General features: G+C 44.9%; 23 protein-coding genes. 9 read left to right on the forward strand and 14 right to left on the reverse strand.

From position 1 onward, the window contains the following. Nucleotides 1-121 precede the first annotated feature (121 nt). Nucleotides 122-1069 carry a LysR substrate-binding domain-containing protein gene (locus tag P0M11_RS03200; RefSeq protein ID WP_275624432.1) on the reverse strand — a complete coding sequence of 316 codons (948 nt, stop codon included), beginning with the start codon at nt 1067-1069 and terminating at the stop codon, nt 122-124. A gap of 109 nt (nt 1070-1178) precedes the next feature. On the opposite strand from P0M11_RS03200, the gene P0M11_RS03205 reads away from it, so the two are divergent. The 5 genes from P0M11_RS03205 to P0M11_RS03225 all read left to right on the forward strand — a co-directional run bounded on the left by P0M11_RS03205 (nt 1179) and on the right by P0M11_RS03225 (nt 5332). Further along, entirely contained in the window at nt 1179-2594 is a 1416-nt protein-coding gene (locus tag P0M11_RS03205; protein WP_275624433.1) for a catalase, read from the forward strand. 77 nt (nt 2595-2671) lie between these two features. Then, on the forward strand, nt 2672-3439 hold the full coding sequence (locus P0M11_RS03210; protein ID WP_275624434.1) for an enoyl-CoA hydratase-related protein: 768 nt from the start codon (nt 2672-2674) through the stop codon (nt 3437-3439). Between the two features lie 34 nt (nt 3440-3473). Next, nucleotides 3474-3905, forward strand: coding sequence for a dCMP deaminase family protein (locus P0M11_RS03215; protein WP_158065091.1), 432 nt, complete (start codon nt 3474-3476; stop codon nt 3903-3905). Between the two features lie 15 nt (nt 3906-3920). Next, entirely contained in the window at nt 3921-4826 is a 906-nt protein-coding gene (gene xerD / locus P0M11_RS03220) for a site-specific tyrosine recombinase XerD (RefSeq protein ID WP_158065092.1), read from the forward strand. Then, complete coding sequence (locus P0M11_RS03225; RefSeq protein WP_158065093.1) at nt 4823-5332, forward strand: NUDIX domain-containing protein; 510 nt, start codon at nt 4823-4825, stop codon at nt 5330-5332. The genes xerD and P0M11_RS03225 overlap by 4 nt, the downstream gene beginning before the upstream one ends. A 12-nt stretch (nt 5333-5344) precedes the next feature. On the opposite strand, the gene P0M11_RS03230 is transcribed toward P0M11_RS03225, so the two are convergent. From P0M11_RS03230 to P0M11_RS03265, 8 genes are all read right to left on the reverse strand, one after another. Next, nucleotides 5345-6058: an ABC transporter ATP-binding protein gene (locus tag P0M11_RS03230; protein WP_158065486.1), complete on the reverse strand. Its 714-nt coding sequence runs from the start codon at nt 6056-6058 to the stop codon at nt 5345-5347. 5 nt (nt 6059-6063) lie between these two features. Continuing rightward, on the reverse strand, nt 6064-7533 hold the full coding sequence (locus P0M11_RS03235; RefSeq protein ID WP_275624435.1) for a DUF5687 family protein: 1470 nt from the start codon (nt 7531-7533) through the stop codon (nt 6064-6066). Nucleotides 7534-7552: 19 nt separating this feature from the next. Further along, nucleotides 7553-9202, reverse strand: a complete 1650-nt coding sequence (locus tag P0M11_RS03240) for a DNA repair protein RecN (RefSeq protein WP_275624436.1) — start codon at nt 9200-9202, stop codon at nt 7553-7555. 67 nt (nt 9203-9269) lie between these two features. Further along, a complete protein-coding gene (locus tag P0M11_RS03245; RefSeq protein ID WP_158065096.1) occupies nt 9270-10172 on the reverse strand; it encodes a DUF4835 family protein in 903 nt (300 codons plus the stop codon). Nucleotides 10173-10209: 37 nt separating this feature from the next. Beyond that, nucleotides 10210-11415, reverse strand: coding sequence for a bifunctional phosphopantothenoylcysteine decarboxylase/phosphopantothenate--cysteine ligase CoaBC (coaBC, locus tag P0M11_RS03250; protein WP_275624437.1), 1206 nt, complete (start codon nt 11413-11415; stop codon nt 10210-10212). Nucleotides 11416-11515: 100 nt separating this feature from the next. After that, complete coding sequence (locus tag P0M11_RS03255) at nt 11516-11839, reverse strand: DNA-directed RNA polymerase subunit omega (RefSeq protein WP_158065098.1); 324 nt, start codon at nt 11837-11839, stop codon at nt 11516-11518. Between the two features lie 41 nt (nt 11840-11880). Further along, on the reverse strand, nt 11881-12840 hold the full coding sequence (bamD, locus tag P0M11_RS03260) for an outer membrane protein assembly factor BamD (protein ID WP_275624438.1): 960 nt from the start codon (nt 12838-12840) through the stop codon (nt 11881-11883). 105 nt (nt 12841-12945) lie between these two features. After that, nucleotides 12946-13575, reverse strand: a complete 630-nt coding sequence (locus P0M11_RS03265; RefSeq protein ID WP_158065100.1) for a TetR/AcrR family transcriptional regulator — start codon at nt 13573-13575, stop codon at nt 12946-12948. A gap of 76 nt (nt 13576-13651) precedes the next feature. On the opposite strand from P0M11_RS03265, the gene P0M11_RS03270 reads away from it, so the two are divergent. Genes P0M11_RS03270 through P0M11_RS03285 form a run of 4 tightly spaced genes read left to right on the forward strand, consistent with a single transcriptional unit; the run spans nt 13652 to nt 16082 of the window. Beyond that, entirely contained in the window at nt 13652-14272 is a 621-nt protein-coding gene (locus tag P0M11_RS03270) for a TatD family hydrolase (protein ID WP_275624439.1), read from the forward strand. 9 nt (nt 14273-14281) lie between these two features. Then, complete coding sequence (locus tag P0M11_RS03275) at nt 14282-15007, forward strand: tRNA threonylcarbamoyladenosine dehydratase (RefSeq protein WP_275624440.1); 726 nt, start codon at nt 14282-14284, stop codon at nt 15005-15007. After that, a complete protein-coding gene (rnpA, locus tag P0M11_RS03280; protein ID WP_275624441.1) occupies nt 15000-15374 on the forward strand; it encodes a ribonuclease P protein component in 375 nt (124 codons plus the stop codon). Before P0M11_RS03275 ends, rnpA begins: the two co-directional genes overlap by 8 nt. 60 nt (nt 15375-15434) lie before the next feature. Beyond that, nucleotides 15435-16082: a DUF4126 domain-containing protein gene (locus P0M11_RS03285; protein ID WP_275624442.1), complete on the forward strand. Its 648-nt coding sequence runs from the start codon at nt 15435-15437 to the stop codon at nt 16080-16082. Between the two features lie 11 nt (nt 16083-16093). Here P0M11_RS03285 and P0M11_RS03290 read toward each other — a convergent pair whose 3' ends face one another. From P0M11_RS03290 to P0M11_RS03310, 5 genes are read right to left on the reverse strand one after another with little or no spacing between them, the layout of a single operon-like run. After that, the gene (locus P0M11_RS03290) at nt 16094-16729 is read right to left on the reverse strand and encodes a hypothetical protein (protein ID WP_275624443.1); all 636 of its coding nucleotides are present in this window, start codon (nt 16727-16729) and stop codon (nt 16094-16096) included. Then, entirely contained in the window at nt 16729-17106 is a 378-nt protein-coding gene (locus P0M11_RS03295) for a sulfite exporter TauE/SafE family protein (RefSeq protein ID WP_158065106.1), read from the reverse strand. The genes P0M11_RS03290 and P0M11_RS03295 overlap by 1 nt, the downstream gene beginning before the upstream one ends. A gap of 10 nt (nt 17107-17116) precedes the next feature. Next, nucleotides 17117-18904, reverse strand: a complete 1788-nt coding sequence (locus tag P0M11_RS03300) for a hypothetical protein (RefSeq protein WP_275624444.1) — start codon at nt 18902-18904, stop codon at nt 17117-17119. Between the two features lies 1 nt (nt 18905). Beyond that, nucleotides 18906-19439, reverse strand: coding sequence for an LptE family protein (locus tag P0M11_RS03305; protein ID WP_275624445.1), 534 nt, complete (start codon nt 19437-19439; stop codon nt 18906-18908). 1 nt (nt 19440) lies between these two features. Next, complete coding sequence (locus P0M11_RS03310) at nt 19441-20721, reverse strand: sigma 54-interacting transcriptional regulator (protein ID WP_275624446.1); 1281 nt, start codon at nt 20719-20721, stop codon at nt 19441-19443. Nucleotides 20722-20727: the final 6 nt, after the last annotated feature.

Consider the following 20727-nt stretch of genomic DNA (forward strand, 5'->3'; position numbering starts at 1 on the left):
TTCTGTTTTAGCATTTTTTTCTGAGGTAGCAATCAGTCAAATTTATCCTCCCTTAAAGTGCTGCAAATTTACGACTATTTCTGAGAGCAAAAAGACATTTGCCCAAAAATGGAGACCACCTTTACTGTGGTTTAACATTCACATAATCTGCCGGTGCTTTCGTAAAGTTAAGCTTTGCCTGCATAGAATCACGTATGGCAGCAAGAAGCTCATCAATGATTTTCTGTTTGTAGGTAGGTTTATAATAAATGATGCTGATCTCACGATACGGAAAGGGCTTTCGGAATCGCGACACCTTCTGCGCCTGTTCATCCGTGAGCTGCAGAACAGCCAGTTCCGGCAAGATGGAAATACCGCCTACCTTATCTACCATTTGTACAAGTGTACTGATATTGGAAGCTTTAAAGTCCAGATTTTTGGGTTTCAGAGCATTCTCCTTAAGGTGGCAGATGTTTTCAAACTGGGTCCGGAGACAGTTACCTTCCTCCAAAAGCCAAACTTTCTCTACATCGATCTCTTCCGGCACTACGAAACTGTCACTTTTTTCCGGCACGTCTGAAGCATAGAGCATAAGTTCCTCATTAAACAGAAACTCCTGATAGAATTCGTTGGCACCGTCGTATGGCGTCGCAATGATTCCTGCATCCAGTTCACCGGACTTAAGTGCTTTGATAATATTATCCGTGGTCATTTCCTTTACAGCCATCTCTACTTTCGGATTCTCTTTCAGGAAAGAAAAGATTTCAACCGGAATAATATAAGTGGAGACGGTAGGTATAATTCCCAGATTGATCTTGCCACCAAGGACATTATTCAGTAAATCGGCCTTGTTGCGCAGTTCATTAACCGAATCAATGATACTTTTGGCGTGGGCCACCATCTGAACGCCTACATCTGTAGTTCGTATGGGGTGGCTTGTGCGGTCAAAGATTTTAACATCCAGCTCATCTTCAAATTTCTGGATCATGGCGCTCAGCGTAGGCTGCGTAATAAAACAAGCCTGCGCTGCCTTTCCAAAATGTTTATATTTATCTACCGCGATTAAATATTCTAACTGCTGAATGTTCATTTTAAGACTTTTACCTTGGACAAATATACATTGTTTTTCATTACATCTCGTGGCCTGCGCAAGTCCTACAAACCGTAATTTAGTAAATTTGTGAAGCAAAATATTGAATATGGACGCAATACATAACCATCCGGAACCGCAGGTGGCTTCTTCTGCAGTGCAGATTCATCCTCTAAGCGGAATTTCTGCACAGTTAGTGCAGGATTTTATCCTCCGTGAAAATCTCGCGCATCACACAACGAAAGTTCTTGCCGAAAGGAACTTTGGGGCAAAGGGGTCGGGCTTATACGGAACTTTTACCGTCACTCATGATATTTCACGATTTTCAAAAGCGCCGATATTTTCAGCACCAGGAAAAAGCTGCCGCGTATTTGCACGTTTTTCCGGATTTACGGGGGAAAAGGGAACAGCCGATGCAACGCGCGACCTTCGCGGTTTCGCGCTGAAGTTCTACACAGAGCAAGGCAATTGGGACATTGCCGGCAGTAATTTACCAGTATTCGCCGTAAAGGATCCCGAAAAATTCCCCGCCCTTATTCTGGCACAGAGCAGAGATGCGACCACCAACCTGAAAAGCGTCACGGCACTGTGGGATTTCTGGAGTCTAAATCCCGAAAGCCTTCACTATCTTCTTATGCTGATGTCTGACCGTGGGAACCCACGCAGTTACCGCTTTATGCACGGCTATGGAAACCATACCTTTTCCCTGGTTAATGATGCAGCGCAACGGGTATGGGTGAAATTCCACTTCAGGAGCGAACACGGGATCCGGAACCTTTCGGAGCCGGAACTGGATGAAACAGGTGTCCCTAATCCCGATTTTTTCCAGGAAGACCTCTGCCATTCTTTGCAGAGTGGCCACATCCCGAAATGGAAAATGTACATTCAGGTAATGACAGAAGATCAGGCAAAATCCTTCCGCTGGAACCCTTTTGATGCAACAAAGGTGTGGTTCCATGATGAATTTCCTCTCCATGAAGTAGGAATTCTGGAGTTCAGTGAAATGCCGAACGATTACTTTAATCATGTAGAGCAGGCCGTCTTTTCGCCAGCGAATCTGATTGAGGGGATAGGTCTCTCACCGGACAGGCTGTTGCAGGCCCGCCTGTTCACCTATGGAGACGCACAGCGGCACAGGGTTGGTCTTAACGCCACACAGCTGCATGTAAACCGCTGCCCTTTTCCAGGTGCCGGGCAGCAAACAGCCGGCTCAGCAGAATGCAGGAATTTAGAACCAGAAATGTTGGCTGAATACAGCCGTAGTGAAAATGAAGATGATCACTATACCCAACCCGGACTGTTTTATTCGAAAGCATTGAAAGGCGTGGACAGAGATTCTCTCGTACAAAATATCGTGAACAGCATGAGACAGATTTCCGGACTCCGCAGGGCGGAGATCATCAACCGGCAGCTTTGCCATTTTTTCCGTGCGAATGTTGAACTGGGGATGCGGATTGCCGCGGGACTGGACGTGGAAATAGATGCAGCCATGTTTACACACGGAAAAGAAAGTCCTGCACAATAAACAAAAGAGATACGGCATTAATATTCTTAAATTATTCGTAATTTGCAATCCATTGATGATTTTAACGATAAATGATTATGAATTACGAAAATATTGCGGTTTCTACAGAAGGAAAGACAACTGTAATCACCATATCCCGGCCACAGGCGCTAAATGCACTTAATGCAGCAACTATTTCCGAACTTGGAGATGTCCTGGACCGTCTTGATTCCGATGCATCATGCAGGGTGGTTATTATTACAGGAAGCGGCGACAAATCCTTTGTTGCTGGTGCAGATATTAAAGAATTCAGCGATTTCGGCACCGCAGAAGCGGAAGAACTTGCCCGGAACGGGCAGCGTACCCTCTTCACCAGAATAGAACATATGACCAAACCGGTGATTGCTGCCATAAACGGATTTGCACTGGGCGGTGGTCTGGAACTGGCACTGGCCTGTCATATTCGCTATGCCTCGCAAAATGCAAGGTTAGGTCTGCCGGAAGTAACTCTGGGTCTTATTCCGGGTTACGGAGGAACCCAAAGGCTTCCAAAACTCATTGGAAAAGGCCTTGCCAACGAAATCATTTTTTCGGCTAAAATGATCAGTGCGACACGTGCTGCCGAGATTGGCCTTGTAAACGAAGTTTTCAGTTTGGAAGAGTTGCTTCCGAAAGCAAAAGAACTGGCTGCATCTATTGCAGCAAACTCGCCAATGGCCATTGCGGAAGCCATCAATGCAGTGAATCTTTCTGATACGGACCGTGGGTATGAAGCAGAAATTAAATCCTTTGGGGTTTTGTTTGAAAAGGAAGATAAAAAAGAAGGGGTCACCGCTTTTCTGGAAAAAAGGAAACCGAATTTTTAACATTCCTGCTCCGAAACATCTAAGCTGAACTGCTGTGACACTTAATAAATTTGATATTGCCTATTTACGGATGGCCAGAGAGTGGGCCCGACTCTCCTATTGCCACCGGAAACAGGTTGGGGCTCTTATTGTAAAGGACAGAATGATTATCTCGGACGGCTATAACGGCACGCCTTCCGGATTTGAAAATACCTGTGAGGATGCCGAGGGAAAAACACACTGGTATGTTCTACACGCGGAGGCCAATGCAATCCTGAAACTGGCTGCATCCACCAACTCGGCGAAAGGCGCCACTTTATATTTAACGCTTTCACCCTGCAAGGAATGCAGTAAACTGGTACTGCAGGCCGGGATCAGACGCCTTGTTTACATTAGCGAATATTCAGACGGAGAAGGTATCTCTTTTCTGCGCAATCATGGGATAGATATTCTGCAGATTGCTGAAGAAAACCTGCAACTAAATTAATCAGAAACACAAGACATGAGCTGGACAGAAAAGATTAAAGATTTTGAAAACTTCCTGAAATTTGAAAGGAATTTTTCCGACAATACACTGGATGCCTATCTGCGGGACATACGGAAACTGCAAACCTATGCCGAGAGCCATCTTGCAGATACCGCGCCTGAAGATATTTCCTTTCCACAACTGCAGGAGTACCTGTACCAGCTCTCCAAACAGAAATTCAGTGAACGTTCGCAGGCAAGGTGGGTTTCGTCCATCAAGGCCTTCTTCAAATATCTTGTTGAAGACGAAATCCGTACAGATAACCCGGCGGTTCTGCTGGAAGGGCCCAAGCTGGGGCTTTATCTGCCGGACACCCTCTCGTTTGATGATATTGAACGAATAATCACCGCCATAGATGTATCAACAGACCTGGGCAAACGTAACCAATGCATGATCGAAGTTCTGTATGGATGCGGATTACGGGTATCTGAACTTATTGATATTAAGATATCCAATATCAACTTTAAGGAAAATTACCTGAAAGTGGACGGTAAAGGGGACAAATCAAGGTTTGTACCTCTGGCCGACTATACTACAAGACTTATCCGTGATTATATCAGGAATGTACGGTCACAGTACAAAATCAACAAAAAATTTGAAGACGTACTTTTTCTGAACAGCCGGGGGTCTGCCATGTCCAGGGTAATTGTTTTCATCATCATTAAAGAACTTACGGAAAAGGCCGGCATCAGCAAACGGATCTCTCCGCATACCTTCAGGCATTCCTTTGCTACACATCTGCTCCAGAACGGCGCAGACCTTCGCTATATACAGGAAATGCTGGGACACTCAAGCATTACTACCACTGAAATCTATACACACCTGAAGACCGAGGAGCTTCGGGATGTCATCTTAAATTACCATCCAAGGAACATTACATGAACGCTTCCCTGAAATACTGTCCCAATTGCGGTACAGAAACCCTGGAATGGACTGAAGATAAGAAATGGTCCTGTGACTGCGGATTTGTTCTGTACCATAATGTGGCGTCTGCTGTGGCAGTTATAATCCGTCATGGTAACGAACTTCTCTTTACGCGCCGCAACCGGGAGCCCCAGAAAGGGAAACTGGACATGGCGGGCGGTTTTGTGGATCCCCACGAATCTGCTGAAGACACCTGCTGCCGTGAACTGTTTGAGGAACTGGGTCTTCTGATTGATATAAGCCGGCTGAAGTACCTTGCCTCCTTACCCAACATTTACAGGTTCAAGGACATCAGTTATAATACTCTGGACCTCTTTTACGAATATGAAGTTGACGAAAAATTCCAAGTGGAACTGGAACTTTCAGAAATTTCAGAAACACTCTGGATAGACCGCACCAAAATTGACCTTGAAGAACTTGCCTTTGAATCGCAGCGCAAATTCCTTTGGGACTATTTGCGTTAAAGAAAAATCAAGCTACAAAACTTCCTGTCCTCCTCCTGAGAAAAAGGCTTCAAGCTCCCGCAGCGTCTCCGGACTGGTAGCAATATCCCTGACAATTTTTCCGCGGTTTAAGACCACAATCCGGTCGCTTACCTCAGTAGTATGGGCCAGATCATGACTGGAGATCAGGAAAGTGACCTGGTGAGTCTGAGACCAGCTACGGATCAGCTTCTTAAGTTTGAACTGTGTGCTTGGATCCAGATTGGCAAAAGGTTCGTCCAGAATAATAATTTCCGGCGTTCCTATGAGAGCACCCACAATTCCCACCTTCTTTTGGTTTCCTTTGGAAAGGTCGCGAACATATTTCTTTCCATCCAGGATCTCACCGTTAAAGAAATCCGTGAACTGCTGCAGAAACAGGTCGACAGCCGCTCTGTTTTGCCCCCGCAGTTCACCCAGAAAATAAAAATATTCTTCGGGTGTAAGGTAACCTATCAGGAAAGAATCATCTATAAATGCAGAAGTAAGTGTTTTCCAGTTCTCACTTTCTGCCACATTCTCACCTGCTATAAGTACTTTGCCGGAGGTGGCTTCAATTAGGTCCAGCAGCAGCGAAAAAAGCGTCGTTTTGCCCGCGCCGTTATTTCCTACCAAACCGAAACTTTCACCCTTGGTGATTTCCAAAAAAGGCACATTTAAAACCTCAGTACTGCCATAGACTTTCGAAATATTCTGAACTGTTATCATCATTATTAGTTTTCTTTTTTAAAGGCTTCGAGTGTGGAATATTTTTGGGTTTTGTACACATTCACAATAAAATCAAAAATATAGTTCCGGAGCATAAAACCGGCCGCTCCCAACAGACCCAATGCCGCTACAGCCGCGTACATACCAATAAAGTATTTTACTGTGGCAAAGACGGCCATAGGCAACACCATTTGGGGTATTGCAATAAGCAGAACCTTCATATTGAAACTGTTCTTCCCTCCACCAAAACTTTTTGCTGTGGAATTCAGATCAATTGCCTGCTTATTATAGGCACCCGCAAGTAAGGTGAGGTAGGAATTTACACCAAGATTATAAAGTCCTGCTCCCAAAATTGTTAGATAGGTTTCCCAGCCGAAGTACAGATACGCTGTGGACAGAATCATACCTATGAATATGCTGAGAATGATAAGTGACCATTTAGCCATAAGAAACTTCTTATAAGGAACCTGTTGCGTCATCATAAGCGGGTAATAGGATGAGTCCCAGGCAGGCACACGTTGGCCGAACATCATCATAAATCCTCCGGTTACGAAAATAGCCGCAAAAAGTTTCATAAAATCAGACTGGTACATATCATTGAAGAACAGCAAACCATAAAAGAGAAATGCAATACTCATATACATTGTAACCTTAGCCGCTTTGCTTCGCTTCAGCAGGCGGATGTCATTGTTAATGAATGTGCCGATGGTACCAAAACGCCGCAGGTATTTGATATCCTCCGTCTTGCCTTCCGCCTTTTCCAGCTCAAGGCCTTTGTCCAGGTAGAAATTACCGAGGATAGCCCGGTAACACAGATAACTCACAAGTCCGGCCAGGACCACCGTAATCAGGAACGCGCCAGGTATCTCATAAAACGAATAGAAAAAAGCCTCCGAATAGGATGAAAAAGGTACAAAACCGTAGTAATCGAGGGTGCCCAGTGCTATAACCAAAGCTGCAACGGAGAACAGAACCGCATTTTTTTTGTTCAGCAGAATGTTGAGAAAGTTATTGAAATAGAAGACCGCCATAATGCCCAGCAAAAACATGAGTACGCCGGGAACCGAATAACCTCCATGAAAAATAAGCAGAGCACAGAACGGCAGCATAAAAAGGAGATAACCCCAGTTGAAGAAATGCAGGAAAATCCGGAGAACCGTGTAATTTACAAGTTGTTTTTTGCTGATGTTCTGGGCCAGGAAGGGTTTGATATTTTGCGTAGGCATTTGCTGCAGGAAATACCGGACAACCAGATCCAGGACTGCATAATAAAGAAAATATTTAGAAAAAATCCTAAGCGGATCCTGGCCTCCTTCTTCTTTGGCTATAAAATAAAGGACTAATGCCATTCCCACAAACATGGCCCCTATCCAGAAATAGGTAAATGCCATGAGCAGTTTCATAACCAGGTTTACTCCAAACTGCGGATTGCGGAGAAAATGCTTCAATTCCAGCGATAGTAATTTAATATACATCTTCTAAATTTAATAAAAATTATTTCATAAGCAGCCTGGCCTGCTCCAACGCGGCTTGTGTTACTTTGGTGCCGGATAAAAGCTGGGCAATCTCCTGAAGTTTTTCCAGGTCGTCCAGAGGCCTGATTGAACTTTGGGTCCGACCGGAAACTTCCTCCTTATGAACTTTAAAGTGATTGTCTCCTTTAGCAGCCACCTGCGCCAGATGTGTGATTACGACCAGCTGCATATTCTGCGACATCTCACGCATTACATTGCCCATTTCCTCAGCAATTTTGCCCGAGACACCGGTGTCAATTTCGTCCAGGATCAGGGTAGGCAGTTCGGCATTCTCGGCCATCAGTTTCTTTATTGAAAGCATAACTCGTGAACGTTCACCACCGGAAATTGCCGTTTCAACCGGTTTAAGCGGAAATCCACTATTTGCCTGAAAAAGCAGTCGTATATTCTCATTTCCAAACCGTCCAAAATCTGGCCGTGGTGTAAGTTCTACTTCAATCCTGGCCTTTTCCAGACCCAATTTTTTAAGCAAGGCTTCCATTTTTGCTTTAAATATAGGGGCCGCTTTTTTCCGGTTTGCGGCAAGCAGCGCCGCCAAACGGGCGAGATTTCTCTCCTTTTCCTTAATCTCGGTCTGTGTAGCCTCAATAAGCTGCTGAAGCTCTTCCATACCCGTTTGCTCGCCGGCCAGTGCATCACGAACCACGATAAGCTCGGAAACAGTTGCGGCCTGATGCTTCAGGAATAGTGCATTCAGGCTGTTTACTCTCTCATTCAGCCTTTCCAGAACCCCGGGATCCGTTTCAATCTTCTCGGCTTCATTCTGCAGGTCAAACACAATATCCTTGAATTCCACAATATTTTCAGCCAAGCGTGTGTTCAGAAGTGTAAATTCATGCGAGAGGTCTGCGATCCGGTTCAGCCTCGATTTTACTTCATTTATAGTATCCAGCAAGCCAATCTGTTCCGCATCTAGTTTCAGAAAGATTTCCTTCAGGTTTTCGGTGATGGCATCTGCATTCTCCTGCTTTTTCAGTTGGCTCAGCAAATCTTCCCAATCCACATCGTCCAGGTTGGCCTCATTAAGTTCATTGAGCAGGAACTGCTTATAATCGGCCTCTCTGTTACCTTCGTGCAACCTGAGCATATAATGCTGAAGTTGGGTTTTCAGCGTACCAAAAGCTTCGAAGGCAGTCTTATATTCAGCGATAAGTGATTTATTCTCAGACAGACCGTCTACAATACTGAACTGGTATTCTTCATTAAAGAGATCAGAACTTTCAAATTGGGAATGAATATCTATTAATTTGCCGGACAGTGATTTCAGGACCTCCAGCGTTACCGGTACATCGTTGATAAAAGCACGTGACTTGCCGCTGGGCAGCAATTCCCTTCGCACAAGTGTGTGGATTTCAAAATCAAGGTCATTTTTCAGAAAGAACGGCCGGTAAGAATCGTCCAGGAGAAATTCTGCTTCTACAACGCTTTTTGTGGCCGAATCCTGAATGGCTTTCACATCTGCACGCTCACCCATTATAAGACGCAGTGCACCCAGGATAATGGATTTACCTGCACCCGTTTCACCGGTAATTACCTGCAGGCCTTTGTGCAGCTGAAGTTCCAGCGAGTCTATAAGGGCGAAATTCTTTATAAAAATTCGGTTCAGCATAATAAAAATGAGCTTTAAGAATTCCTAAAGCTCTACAAAAATATTGGTTAATAGTTGATGGCGCAAGTTATTTCCAGTTATTCCAGCGCGCTTCCGTATTCTTTGGAGAAAGCGTGATCATAAGCTGTTTAAGGTCATTCATGTTGACAGCTCCGTTATTCCGGGAATCAAAAATATTATAAATTTCAGCTGCTTTTGTATCCAGGAACAGATTAATGGCATAATTCTGCTGGAAGGAGTTTTCAAACTGCCTGAGTGCCATCAGCGCATCTGCAATCACCTTCTTTGGGCTGGACTGGTCCTGGTTGTACATATTATCGAGTCCGGAGCGGTGATAGTTGTAAAAAACAATCCGAACCGGATTGTAAGAAGGTGCAATAATCCCGTCGATAAGTGCGCCTCTGGTGCGGGGACCTTCCACCACGGACCAGCCTTCGTAGCCTTTGTTCATGGCATTACGCGAAATTTGCTGCGCTTTTGTGAAATGGGGCTGACCGCCCATAGACTGAAAACTGTCGGCATCATAACCCAAAATCAGATAGACATAGAAACTGATGATGTCTGTCAGGTTTTTGCCGGAAAACTGACGCTCGTTGAAGATGAGGTTTTCGTTCTCAACATATTCAAAATCGATTTTGGTGTCATTAACATTCATAAGCGGCGACTCATATGTGGAGTTAAACACCGGTCTTACTGCCTGCACCACCAGGGTGCCGTTGAAACGGTTTCCTTCGCGGCCGGTAATGACAAAGGCGAAATTGGATTTCACTTTTTCAAAGTTCTGAAGCCTTTTTCCCGTCCAGCTGGTTTTGTTGATGAAATCACGCACATTTTTCTCAAGTGTTCTGTATACCTGCTGGTTACTGCCGGAAAGTTGCTGCGCATTCACAGTTACATTAGCCATAATCTCCTGCGCGAAGGCAGAGCCGGAGAATAATAGCAATATGAATATAGAAAGGAAATTTTTCATTTAAAGTATTGTGTTTGAAAACGGAAAAATACTCAAATTATTTTAATGTTTCTTTCTGTATGAATTCCAGAATGTCGGCAGCAACGGCCTTTTTCGATTTCAGGCCGAATTCATATACCGCATCGGCAGTAATGAACTTCACCAGATTGGTGTCTTTGCCGAAACCTGCACCCTCATCGCTCAATGAATTAAGAACAATCATATCCAGATTTTTTCGCTGCAGTTTTCCACGGGCGTTTTCTTCTTCATTTTCGGTTTCCAGGGCGAATCCTACCAGAAACTGACTCTTTTTCCGAAGCCCCATTTCTCCCAGGATATCCGGATTCTTTACAAGCTCTATGGTAAGGTGCTCATCGGACTTCTTAATTTTCTGGGCTGCTACAGTTGCAGGGGCATAATCGGCCACTGCTGCACTGGCAATGGCGATATCAACATGATCATAGAATTTAAATACCTGTTCATACATCTCCCGGGCAGATGTAACCCTAACCAACTTAATGCGTTCATGCCTCACCTGCAGGGAGGTTGGCCCAGAAATCAGGATGACCTGAGCACCCCGTGCGGCCGCGGCTTCCGCAATGGAGAATCCCATCTTACCTGAAGAGTGGTTGCCGATAAAACGAACGGGATCTATAGCTTCATAAGTCGGTCCTGCAGTAACAAGCACCGTCTTTCCGGAAAAAGACTCTAAATCATTAAATATATTAAGATAATCAGTAATGGACTGAAGGATGCTTTCCGGCTCAGCCATCCGCCCTTCGCCTACCAGGCCGCTGGCGAGTTCTCCCGTCTCAGCAGGAATGATCAGGTGACCGAAGTCCTGCGCCATCTCGAGATTTTGCCGGGTGGAAGGATGGGCGTACATATCCAGGTCCATTGCAGGTGCGATGAAAACCGGACACTTGGCTGAGAGATAGGTGGCTATAACCAGATTATCGCACTGTCCGTGCATCATCTTAGCCAAGGTGTTGGCGGTACAGGGCGCAATAAGCATCAGATCTGCCCAGAGGGCCAGGTCTACATGACTGTTCCAGGTACCGTTTTCTGAATAAAAATCTGAGTATACAGGTTTTTTGGATAAGGTAGAAAGCGTAAGCGCTGAAACGAAAGCCGAAGCTGCCGGCGTCATAATCACCTGGACTTCCGCACCTTCCGTAACCAACCGGCGTACCAGAAGGTTAATTTTATATGCTGCGATACCTCCGGTTACCGCGATCAGTATTTTTTTGTCCTGCAGAATCATTGAAAATGTTTGACCACTAAATTACCCCTTTTTTTGCTAAAATGCATAAAAAATCACAGCGGAAAACCGCTGTGACAATGAGTTATGATGAAAAAAGAACCTATGCTCTGTCTTCCGTTTTTCTGTAGTAGATTTCGCCGTCCAACCACTCTTTTATAGCGATAGAAGTAGGTTTTGGCAGTTTTTCGTAATGTTTGGAAATCTCGATTTGCTCTCTGTTTTCAAAAACTTCCTCCAGGGTAGCATTGTGTACTGCAAACTCGTCCAGTTTTCCGTGCAGTTCAGTACGGATCTCAGCATTGATCTGCTCCGCGCGTTTTCCCATGATTACGATCGCTTCGTAGATAGAACCTACATTTTGCTCAATCTTGTCTCTGTCGTAAGTAATGGTATTCAGTTCAGCTCTTGTATCTTTTGCGCTCATTTTGAGAGAGTTATTTATAATTAAGGGTGCAAATATAGTGATTATTTTTCAAGTGGTAAAGTCACTGCCGGTGGCGGTGTGCTCAGCTTCGCACTGTCTCTTAATGCCTGCTTCGTTTGCTTTTCCGCATCCGTGGCAGTACGTTCAGATTCACGCTGCTGTCTGGCAACCAGGGCAGCCTTCTGCGCTTCAAACTCTTTTTGCTGACGCGCGAAGTTTTCCTGCTCCTTCACAAGGCGGCTGCGGAGAGCCTGTGCAGTTTTGGCATTTTCAGTGCCGGGCATTTCCTTTTCGACCAAGCGCGTGAAGGCCATTGCTCTTTCAATACGCTCCTGTTTCAGACTGAACACGGAGTTAACAGCCAATTCAAATCGGGATTTTAGGATATAATCGTAAATGGAAGGTCTAAGTTTCGTAGACGGAAAGTCTTCCAGCACATTTTCAAAAGCCACATCAGCAGCTTTATATTCGCCCATTTTGAAATACTGGCGTGCATTTTCATAGGCTTTGTACTCCAGTTTATAGCTTAACTCATCTGTAAGTTCGCTGATATTACGTGAACGCTCTGAGTTGGGATATTCGTTCAGAAAGTTCTGAAGTTCATTAATGGCCAGTTCGGTACTTGTCTGGTCCAGGTTATAATCCATGGAGCCTTCGTAATAACAAAGCGCAGACATATAGGCGGCTTCCTCCTTTCTGGGGTCCTGAGGGAACGTTACAGCGAAGTTTTTGAACTGATGTCCAGCCAGCTTATAGTTTTTATCATAATAATTGGCATAGGCAGAGTTAAAAACCACATTGGGTGCATCATCGGTACCGGCCACAAGATTTGAAAGCCTTTCGTATAACGCAAGGGATTTGGCCCACTTCTTATTAGCAAAATGTTCATTGGCGACCTTCAGGATAAAATCCTTGTCTGCACTTTTAAGTGCCTGGTCGTGAACAGTATTACATGCCGTAACGAATATCGCTGTAAGAAGGATTAAAACAATTTTTTTCATAGAATTTTCTCGTGCAGCTTACGTAGTTAAGACTGTAAGCCCGTCAGCCTGCAAAAATATAATATTTTTAGCAATACTTTCGGTTTTATGATTATTTAACTCGAATTAATCCTGAACGAAACCCAAAAGTGCAAAAACAGTAAGCATCATATTGGCTTTCACCTTTTTCTCGGCTTCCTTCAGGTAACTTTGCTCGTCGCTGTGGCCCACATAAACTTCCATAAAATTTTTATTCCTGATAGAAAACAGAGTGGTTCCTAGGATTATAGAGAGAATATCTTCGGGCTTAGGGGCAAAGGTAAATACGCCGGAAGCAATACCCTTCTTCAAAACTTCGTCCAGCTTCTTCACACAAAACTGATAGAAGGCCAGCAGTTCCTGTTTTAAGGTTTCGTTGCGCCTCAATTCCTGTGAAACAAATCCGTGGAACTGACCGTACTTAAAAAGCTGACCTACAATATACTTTATAATCTCACGCATCTGCATCTCAGGCTTTCCGTCTTTTATGATGTCTGCAAATTCGGCAAAATGCTCGCGTGTGCGCTGAACCCTGTAATGGTACAGGTGATACATCATTTTTTCCTTGGAGCCAAAATAATAAGAGATCATGGCTACGTTTATATTTGCCCGGGCCGAGATATCCCGGACCGAGGTTCCTTCAAATCCTTTCTGCGCAATTAATTCTTCAGCAATATTCAGAATATGCTTCTGTTTCTCCGTAAACTTCTTTCCCATTCATTTGATTTTGAGTAAAATTAACATAATCTTAACAAATAAACAAGCGTTTAAACAAAGTAATCTATTTTTGACTATGAATTATTTTGACTTCCATCATCATAACAGTCGCTGTAAAAACGGCATTTATAATCTGAATTTTCCTGATTTGCCAGCCAACAGTCTGTTCTCGGCCGGGATACATCCGCTGACGGTTTCAGAAAGTACTGATGAAAAATGGGAATGGCTGCTGAAGGTAAGTCAGCATCCCAACTGTGCAGCAATCGGAGAATGTGGACTGGATGCAAGCGTAAGTGATGATGTACTGCAGAAGGAGATTTTCGCCAGGCAGACTGAGCTGGCAAACAAACTGCGGAAACCCATCATCATTCACTGTGTCCGCAGGTTTTCGGAGCTGCCCCATTTTAAAAGAAAGGTGAATGTGCCGATGGTGGTTCACGGATTCAACAAAAAACAGTCAGTGGCAAATGAACTCAGGAAACATGATTTCTATCTCAGTTTTGGAAAGTCACTGTTACAAAATGTAAATTTGCAGCTGCTGCTGAAGGATTTGCCGCTTGAGAAAATGTTTCTTGAGACTGATGCGGAAGAAGGCAGTATTGATGAACTGTACCGAACAGTCAGTTCCCTGAAGGGCATTTCCGAAGAAATGCTGATACTTCAAATTGAAAAAAACCTTAAGGCAATTTTGCCCTGATTTTATTTTATGGAAAAAAACTGGCTGGAACGTACCGAACTGCTGATTAAGGAAAAAGGGGCCCGGAAACTGCTGGAATCCAACGTACTCGTTATTGGGCTGGGTGGTGTAGGCTCCTTTGCCGCCGAATTTCTGGCCCGTGCGGGCGTAGGTAAAATGACGATAGTTGACGGCGACACAGTGGACATTACCAACATCAACCGCCAGCTGCCGGCACTTCACAGCACCATTGGACTTTCCAAAGCGGACCTCATGAATACGCGCCTGCTGGACATCAACCCCCAGCTGAAACTAACCCAAGTGAGCCGCTTTCTGGAACCTGAAGACATGACAGAGATCCTGGAAGCTGAAAAGTTTGATTATGTGCTGGACTGCATAGACAGTGTAACTCCTAAAATCACTCTTATAAAAGCGGCAAGACGAAAAAAGATCAAAGTGATAAGCTGTATGGGTGCCGGTGGTAAGACGGATCCAAGTAAGGTAATGGTACGCGACATCAGCAAGACCCATAACTGTTTCCTGGCGAAACAGGTACGGAAGCGCCTGAAGAAAGATGGCATAAACAAAGGCATCCGCTGCGTATTCTCAAATGAGATACAACAGGAAGACAGCCTGAAACTAACTGACGGCACCAATTACAAGAAGTCCTTCTATGGAACCATCAGTTATATTCCCGCAATGTTCGGTCTTTACGCCGCGGCCGAAGTGATAAACCATCTCTTACAGAATGACTGATTCAGCAGCGGGCGACACGCGCTATCCCAAAGCACAAAAACTGAAGTCAAAGCGCGAGCTGGATTTACTTTTTGAAAAAGGCAGGTGGAAAACGGTGGGTAATCTCCGGATCGTTACCTATAGCAGTCCCGACCTTACCGGAATTAAGATTGGTGTTTCCGTGTCCAAACGGTATTTTAAGAAAGCCGTGCACCGCAACCGCATAAAAAGACTTTTGCGGGAAGCTTACAGGCTGAATAAAAACAGTTTTTCGGAAGCTTTTGGTACGGAAGGTAATTTCATGCTGTTTTGGGTTTCATCTGTAATGCCTAAGGATTATAACGAAGTACGGGAAGCTTTTCTGAAGCTTTGCACGCCTAAAAAATAAATACCCCGGTAATTATCCTTTTCGTAAATTTGATTGGTTAAATCAAATCAAAACTGCGAAATGGCGGACCAAATTCCTTTCCTACCCTACCTACTAAGCACCTTTATCGGCATTGGACTGGCCGCTGCGTCGGGCTTCCGCGTATTCCTGCCAATGTTTACTGTTAGTCTGGCCTCCTATATGGGCTGGATTCCAATGAGTGACTCTTTTGAGTGGCTCGCGGGCCTTCCTACATTGATAACTACAGGGATTGCCATGATCTTTGAAATCCTGGCTTATTATATTCCCATTGTTGATCATTTGCTGGACACACTGTCGGTTCCACTGGCCACACTTGCAGGCTCAGTTCTATTTGCAAGTCAGTTTGCAGATTTGGGTACATTTCCACAATGGGCACTTGCCCTGATCGCAGGTGGCGGCACAGCAGCAGCCATAAGCTCGGGGTTTGCGGGCACACGGGCAGCATCCACGGCCACCACGGGTGGACTCGGTAATTCTGTAGTTGCCACCACGGAAACTGCCGGTGCAGGTATTATGTCCATATTGGCTTTGGCGGCGCCCATAATTGCAGCAATAGCAGCCATCATCCTGGTGCTCACTGTTCTTGTACTGGGGAAAAAGTTGTGGAACAAGTTCAGAAATTTCAGATCGGACCGAAATTCAAAAGTAATTGATGTGGAAGTTGTTGAGCGTAAGAACCTGGAATAGGCTGGAATCTGCTACTGTTTTTTTCGCAGTTTATAAAACAGCGGAATGAATCCCAAAGCAGTAATAAAGATGAGACCGTATTTTAGGATCTTATTTTCCGATATCAGCCTTTTATTCTCTAAAAGTAATGTGTTCATTTTACGGTTGGAGCCCCAGTCCACAATTTCAACCACATTTTCATCCACCTCCATACTGTCCTGATTTGCATTTTGAAATTCAGTAGTGAGCCTGCTTAAGATCGCCAGCTCCGACGTCGAAATTTGAGAGAATGCTTTTGTTGACAGGCAATGGCTTGAATACACAAAATCGCTATCGGAATCGAAGAATCCGAAAATCAGGTGTTTCCCCCGCTCACTGAACGGGTAATCACATGTATCTAAGGAGGAAGAAAGTAAAGTTATCTCTCGGGTACGAAAAAAAGATGAATCAAATGGTGACTTATAACTTTTTACAAGCCTGGCTTTACTAAGGAGGATTGGATTATTGGGCTGAATACCCGGAAATTCGTGAGCTGCACTGTAAATATCGGCAACAAACACAAAATCGGCAGTTTTAAAGGAACTTTCAATATCATGATGGCTGCATTTACATGCGAATGCCGCAGTATACATTAGCATAGCCAACAGGACCGTCCATTTCTGCACCATTATTTCTGAAAGAACATTTTAACAGCCACCACAAACATCAGCACAGCAAAGACTTTTCTGATCATATCCTGCGATAGCGAAATGGCCGTTTTACTGCCCAGATAACTGCCCAGCACAAAGCCGCAGCACAGTAAAAGCGCGGTTTTAATGTCCACATTACCGGTTTTGTAGTAATTCATCACCCCAAAAAAGCCGACCGGCACCATAAGGAGCGCCAGTGTTGTACCCTGGGCTTTATGTTGGGTAAAACCAAACAGAAGCACGAGTACAGGAACCATTACTATACCGCCGCCTATGCCTACCAGGCCGCTTAGATACCCGGCCAACAGGCCAAGCAGGATAAGTCCGATCACTAATGTGGTGTTGTCCATCTTCATTTGGGTTGGGTTACTGGAAATTGTTTCTCAAATCACGCACTTCCTTTACTTTCGATTTGAAATAGTCGGCTTTTTGCGGGTGTTTTTCGGCCAGGATGTGGAAAGCATGAATAGCCCGCGCGTAAAGTTTCTGTTCCACGTAAATATTGGCTAATGTCTCGGTCATCAGGTGGGAAATATCACTCTTCTTTTCTTTAATGACAAAGTTTCCCTCTTCACGCAACTGCGAGATACGGGGGGCAGTTTCGATAAACTTTTCAATAATCTCTGTTTTCCTGTCCTCTTCCGGTACCGGCACAACTGGCGGAGCAGCTTCTTTGCGGTCGATTTTGAGCCAGTTTTGCCATGTATTGATAAACTGAGGCACATTACTGTCGTCATCAGCGATGGTTTGAATAGGCTCCGTTACTTGATCCACTGATTTTGCCTCTATTCCTGAAGGTTGTTTCTGAATAACAGGAACTTCCTCTACAGTTTTCAGTTCTTCGGTCGCCTCTTGCGTAATTTCAAATTCTGCTTTAGGCAGCTGCTCTTCTGTTTTAAGCAGAGCATCAGGTGTATGCAAAGATACACTCATTGGTTTCCAGCCCGTTCTGACTGAGGCGTTAGATGCGTCAATTGTCCGGCTCTTATCAGTTTCACCGGCAGACGATGCCGGAACATCATCCATAGTCGCTGAATCAGAGCCGGAAACGGATTGACTAGGCTCTTCTGCCATAGTGGGGGGAGTTACAGGTACAGGCGTTCCTGATTTCACCAAAAAATCCTGAGTATCACTGAAACTGATTTCTGAACTTTGAGCTTCCTCTTCCAGCGGTGTCTTCTGTATCTGCGCAGCCTTTTTCTCCTTGATTTTCCTCTCCACTTCAGCGATCAGCCGCTGCATTTCTGCTTCATGTTTGTTCGATACCGGTGCGGGAGGCACTGTGGTTTCATCCTTTTTTGGTGTTGCGGTAATCTTTACTTCGGGCAGGAACGGAGCGATACCGTGGAAACTAACATCGGCGGCTGCCGGTTCCTCCCCGTATGCTTCCGGCAATATCTGAATATCTTCATGTGTTTCCGTTTCAGGGGCAGCATCTGAAACTGCTTCTTCCTCAGCTTCAAAAACTTCATCTTCCCTGGCAGCCAGCTCATTAACCGGTGCCGATTCTTCACTGAAAACCTTCGGTGCCGTCACATTTGCATCTGCGATAACTAACTTACCACTTTCCGCCGAGGCTTCCTTATCAATCACCGGAGTAGCCTGTTGCAGAAAGTCTTCTTCACCTTCAAATAAGATTCTGTTCAGTTCTCCATTTACATAAACGGGCTTTGCAGCACTGGTTTCGGCAGGTGTGATTTTTGTAAATATCTTCTCTTCAGCCTTTTCTGCCAGCCCGGGGGCATCCTCAACCTCAGTCGTGCTGTCTGTTTCTGCATTCACAGGCCTGCCGGCGGGAAGGTTGGCCGCTATATCTGCAACAACATCATCAACTTGTGACTTTTCGTCAGTACCATGGGTTGATCCGGACTGTTCCGCAGAAACCGCAGGAGTTCCAGCTTCCCCAGCCACGGTAAGGGCTGTAGTTCGGCCATTTACAAGCTGAAACAGAATCTTTTTATCTGTAGTATAGGCGGCGGTTCTTGAAAGAACATTGCGGTAATCTTCAGGATCGAAGCGTGAGGCAGCAAGCAGTGCGAGCGCACGCAAACTCTGCACGTAAGGCGTGGCCTTGATCTGCTCATTCAGTAGTTTAAGATCATCCGCCTGTAAAAGATTTGGGTTTTCTAAAAGGTCCAGTATACGCGTGTTCATATTACCAGTTGGCTACAATATCGTTAAAAATCTTATTGATGATCCGCTCATTAACCAGTTTAACCTGTGAGGCTTCAATGGCATTTATGTCCAGGTCGCTGCTGAATACAGCTTCGTCTGAAAATGTCCTGTCAAAACTTTTATCGGGTTCAATCCTGTTTTCGTAATGCACTTTTACAGAGATAGTGAGCTTATTCTGGGCCGCCTGGATATTTCCTCCTGCTGCATCAACATTTGATGAGATTGTAGTGGGCGAAATACTGTAGTCGGTAATCTCGCCTTCAATAAGCAGATCAGGGTTCTCCTTTGTACCTTTCAGTGTGGTACGCTGCAGGAAGCGGTTCTGGATATCAGTGGAGAACTGCTGCGCCAGGGTAGGATTAACCAGAGGTGCATTGTTGATGAATTCGTTGATCTGTACGGTCTTTATTTCAGGGCTCAGCGAGGATCCCGTGAACGTATAACAGGACTGCATCAAGCCGCCAGCAAGCATTGCCAATACGAGGAAGGTGTTTAAAATTCGGTTTATTTTCATATCAATCTTCCAGGTTATACTGTTTTATTTTTCGGTAAAGTGTACGCTGGGAAATACCCAGCTCGTCCGCGGCTTTATTCCGGCGCCCCTTATGTTTTTCCAATGCCTTCACGATAAGTTCACGTTCATTATTCTGCAGAGACAGTGAATGACTTTCTTCAATTTCAATGTCCTCCACATCATCATACTCGCCGCTGGGTTCAGTATAAATAGAGGCACGGCTAGTGGGGTTTTGATTTCCATTTTCAAAATAAAGCAGTGAGTTCTGATTCTGAGAATTGCTTTCTCCCGTAAATACGCGGTTAATCAGATTCTTTTCCTGATTGCTGAGGTCTTCGCTGCCACGGTTTTTAATCAGTTCCGAAGTAAGTGACTTAAGGTCATTAAGGTCGTTACGCATATCGAAAAGGATTTTGTACATAATTTCCCTCTCAGAATGAAACTCAGAACTGGATACATGACCGGGACCGGATTTCTGAACCACGGCCGGGAGATGCGCGTTCATCGGAATATACTCCGCCAGTTTGGTGGAATTTACGGTCCGGTTTTGCTCTACCACTGTCATCTGTTCTACAAGATTACGGAGCTGACGCACATTTCCGGGGAAAGCATAATTTTCCAGATAGTTCACCGCATCATCGGTAAGTACAAGTTCCGGCATTCTGTACTTTTCAGCAAAATCAATGGCGAACTTCCTGAAAAGCAGGTGCACATCGCCCTTTCTTTCGCGCAGCGGCGGCATGTCAATCTGGACTGTGTTCAGACGGTAATAAAGATCCTCACGAAAACGACCGTCTTCAATAGCTTTAAGCATATTTACGTTGGTGGCAGCTACAATTCTCACGTTGGTCTTCTGAATTTGGGAGGAACCTACCTTCATAAATTCGCCGCTTTCCAGGACCCTAAGCAAGCGCACCTGAGTTTGCAGCGGCAATTCGCCCACTTCATCCAGAAAAATCGTTCCACCATCAGCCACCTCAAAATAGCCTTTTCGGGTAGCGGTGGCTCCTGTAAAAGCTCCTTTTTCGTGGCCAAAAAGCTCAGAATCAATTGTACCTTCAGGGATGGCTCCACAGTTTACAACAATATAGGGCTGATGCTTACGGCGTGACTCCCCGTGTATAATTTTCGGAATAAACTCCTTGCCCACACCGGATTCACCCATCACCAAAACGGAAATATCGGTCGGAGCTACCTGAATGGCCTTTTCCAGCGCACGGTGCAGTGCCGGAAAATTACCAATGATCCCAAAACGGGTCTTTATGGATTGTAGGTCTGTCATTTTAAA

The sequence above is a fragment of the Kaistella sp. PBT33-4 genome (assembly GCF_029194425.1).
Taxonomy (GTDB): Bacteria; Bacteroidota; Bacteroidia; order Flavobacteriales; family Weeksellaceae; genus Marnyiella.

Coding starts and splice junctions, on each gene's coding strand:
- P0M11_RS03200 (WP_275624432.1), bottom strand. CDS start 1,069: ATGAACATTCAGCAGTTAGAATATTTAATCGCGGTAGATAAATATAAA.
- P0M11_RS03205 (WP_275624433.1), top strand. CDS start 1,179: ATGGACGCAATACATAACCATCCGGAACCGCAGGTGGCTTCTTCTGCA.
- P0M11_RS03210 (WP_275624434.1), top strand. CDS start 2,672: ATGAATTACGAAAATATTGCGGTTTCTACAGAAGGAAAGACAACTGTA.
- xerD (WP_158065092.1), top strand. CDS start 3,921: ATGAGCTGGACAGAAAAGATTAAAGATTTTGAAAACTTCCTGAAATTT.
- P0M11_RS03225 (WP_158065093.1), top strand. CDS start 4,823: ATGAACGCTTCCCTGAAATACTGTCCCAATTGCGGTACAGAAACCCTG.
- P0M11_RS03230 (WP_158065486.1), bottom strand. CDS start 6,058: ATGATAACAGTTCAGAATATTTCGAAAGTCTATGGCAGTACTGAGGTT.
- P0M11_RS03235 (WP_275624435.1), bottom strand. CDS start 7,533: ATGTATATTAAATTACTATCGCTGGAATTGAAGCATTTTCTCCGCAAT.
- P0M11_RS03240 (WP_275624436.1), bottom strand. CDS start 9,202: ATGCTGAACCGAATTTTTATAAAGAATTTCGCCCTTATAGACTCGCTG.
- P0M11_RS03245 (WP_158065096.1), bottom strand. CDS start 10,172: ATGAAAAATTTCCTTTCTATATTCATATTGCTATTATTCTCCGGCTCT.
- coaBC (WP_275624437.1), bottom strand. CDS start 11,415: ATGATTCTGCAGGACAAAAAAATACTGATCGCGGTAACCGGAGGTATC.
- P0M11_RS03255 (WP_158065098.1), bottom strand. CDS start 11,839: ATGAGCGCAAAAGATACAAGAGCTGAACTGAATACCATTACTTACGAC.
- bamD (WP_275624438.1), bottom strand. CDS start 12,840: ATGAAAAAAATTGTTTTAATCCTTCTTACAGCGATATTCGTTACGGCA.
- P0M11_RS03265 (WP_158065100.1), bottom strand. CDS start 13,575: ATGGGAAAGAAGTTTACGGAGAAACAGAAGCATATTCTGAATATTGCT.
- P0M11_RS03270 (WP_275624439.1), top strand. CDS start 13,652: ATGAATTATTTTGACTTCCATCATCATAACAGTCGCTGTAAAAACGGC.
- P0M11_RS03275 (WP_275624440.1), top strand. CDS start 14,282: ATGGAAAAAAACTGGCTGGAACGTACCGAACTGCTGATTAAGGAAAAA.
- rnpA (WP_275624441.1), top strand. CDS start 15,000: ATGACTGATTCAGCAGCGGGCGACACGCGCTATCCCAAAGCACAAAAA.
- P0M11_RS03285 (WP_275624442.1), top strand. CDS start 15,435: ATGGCGGACCAAATTCCTTTCCTACCCTACCTACTAAGCACCTTTATC.
- P0M11_RS03290 (WP_275624443.1), bottom strand. CDS start 16,729: ATGGTGCAGAAATGGACGGTCCTGTTGGCTATGCTAATGTATACTGCG.
- P0M11_RS03295 (WP_158065106.1), bottom strand. CDS start 17,106: ATGAAGATGGACAACACCACATTAGTGATCGGACTTATCCTGCTTGGC.
- P0M11_RS03300 (WP_275624444.1), bottom strand. CDS start 18,904: ATGAACACGCGTATACTGGACCTTTTAGAAAACCCAAATCTTTTACAG.
- P0M11_RS03305 (WP_275624445.1), bottom strand. CDS start 19,439: ATGAAAATAAACCGAATTTTAAACACCTTCCTCGTATTGGCAATGCTT.
- P0M11_RS03310 (WP_275624446.1), bottom strand. CDS start 20,721: ATGACAGACCTACAATCCATAAAGACCCGTTTTGGGATCATTGGTAAT.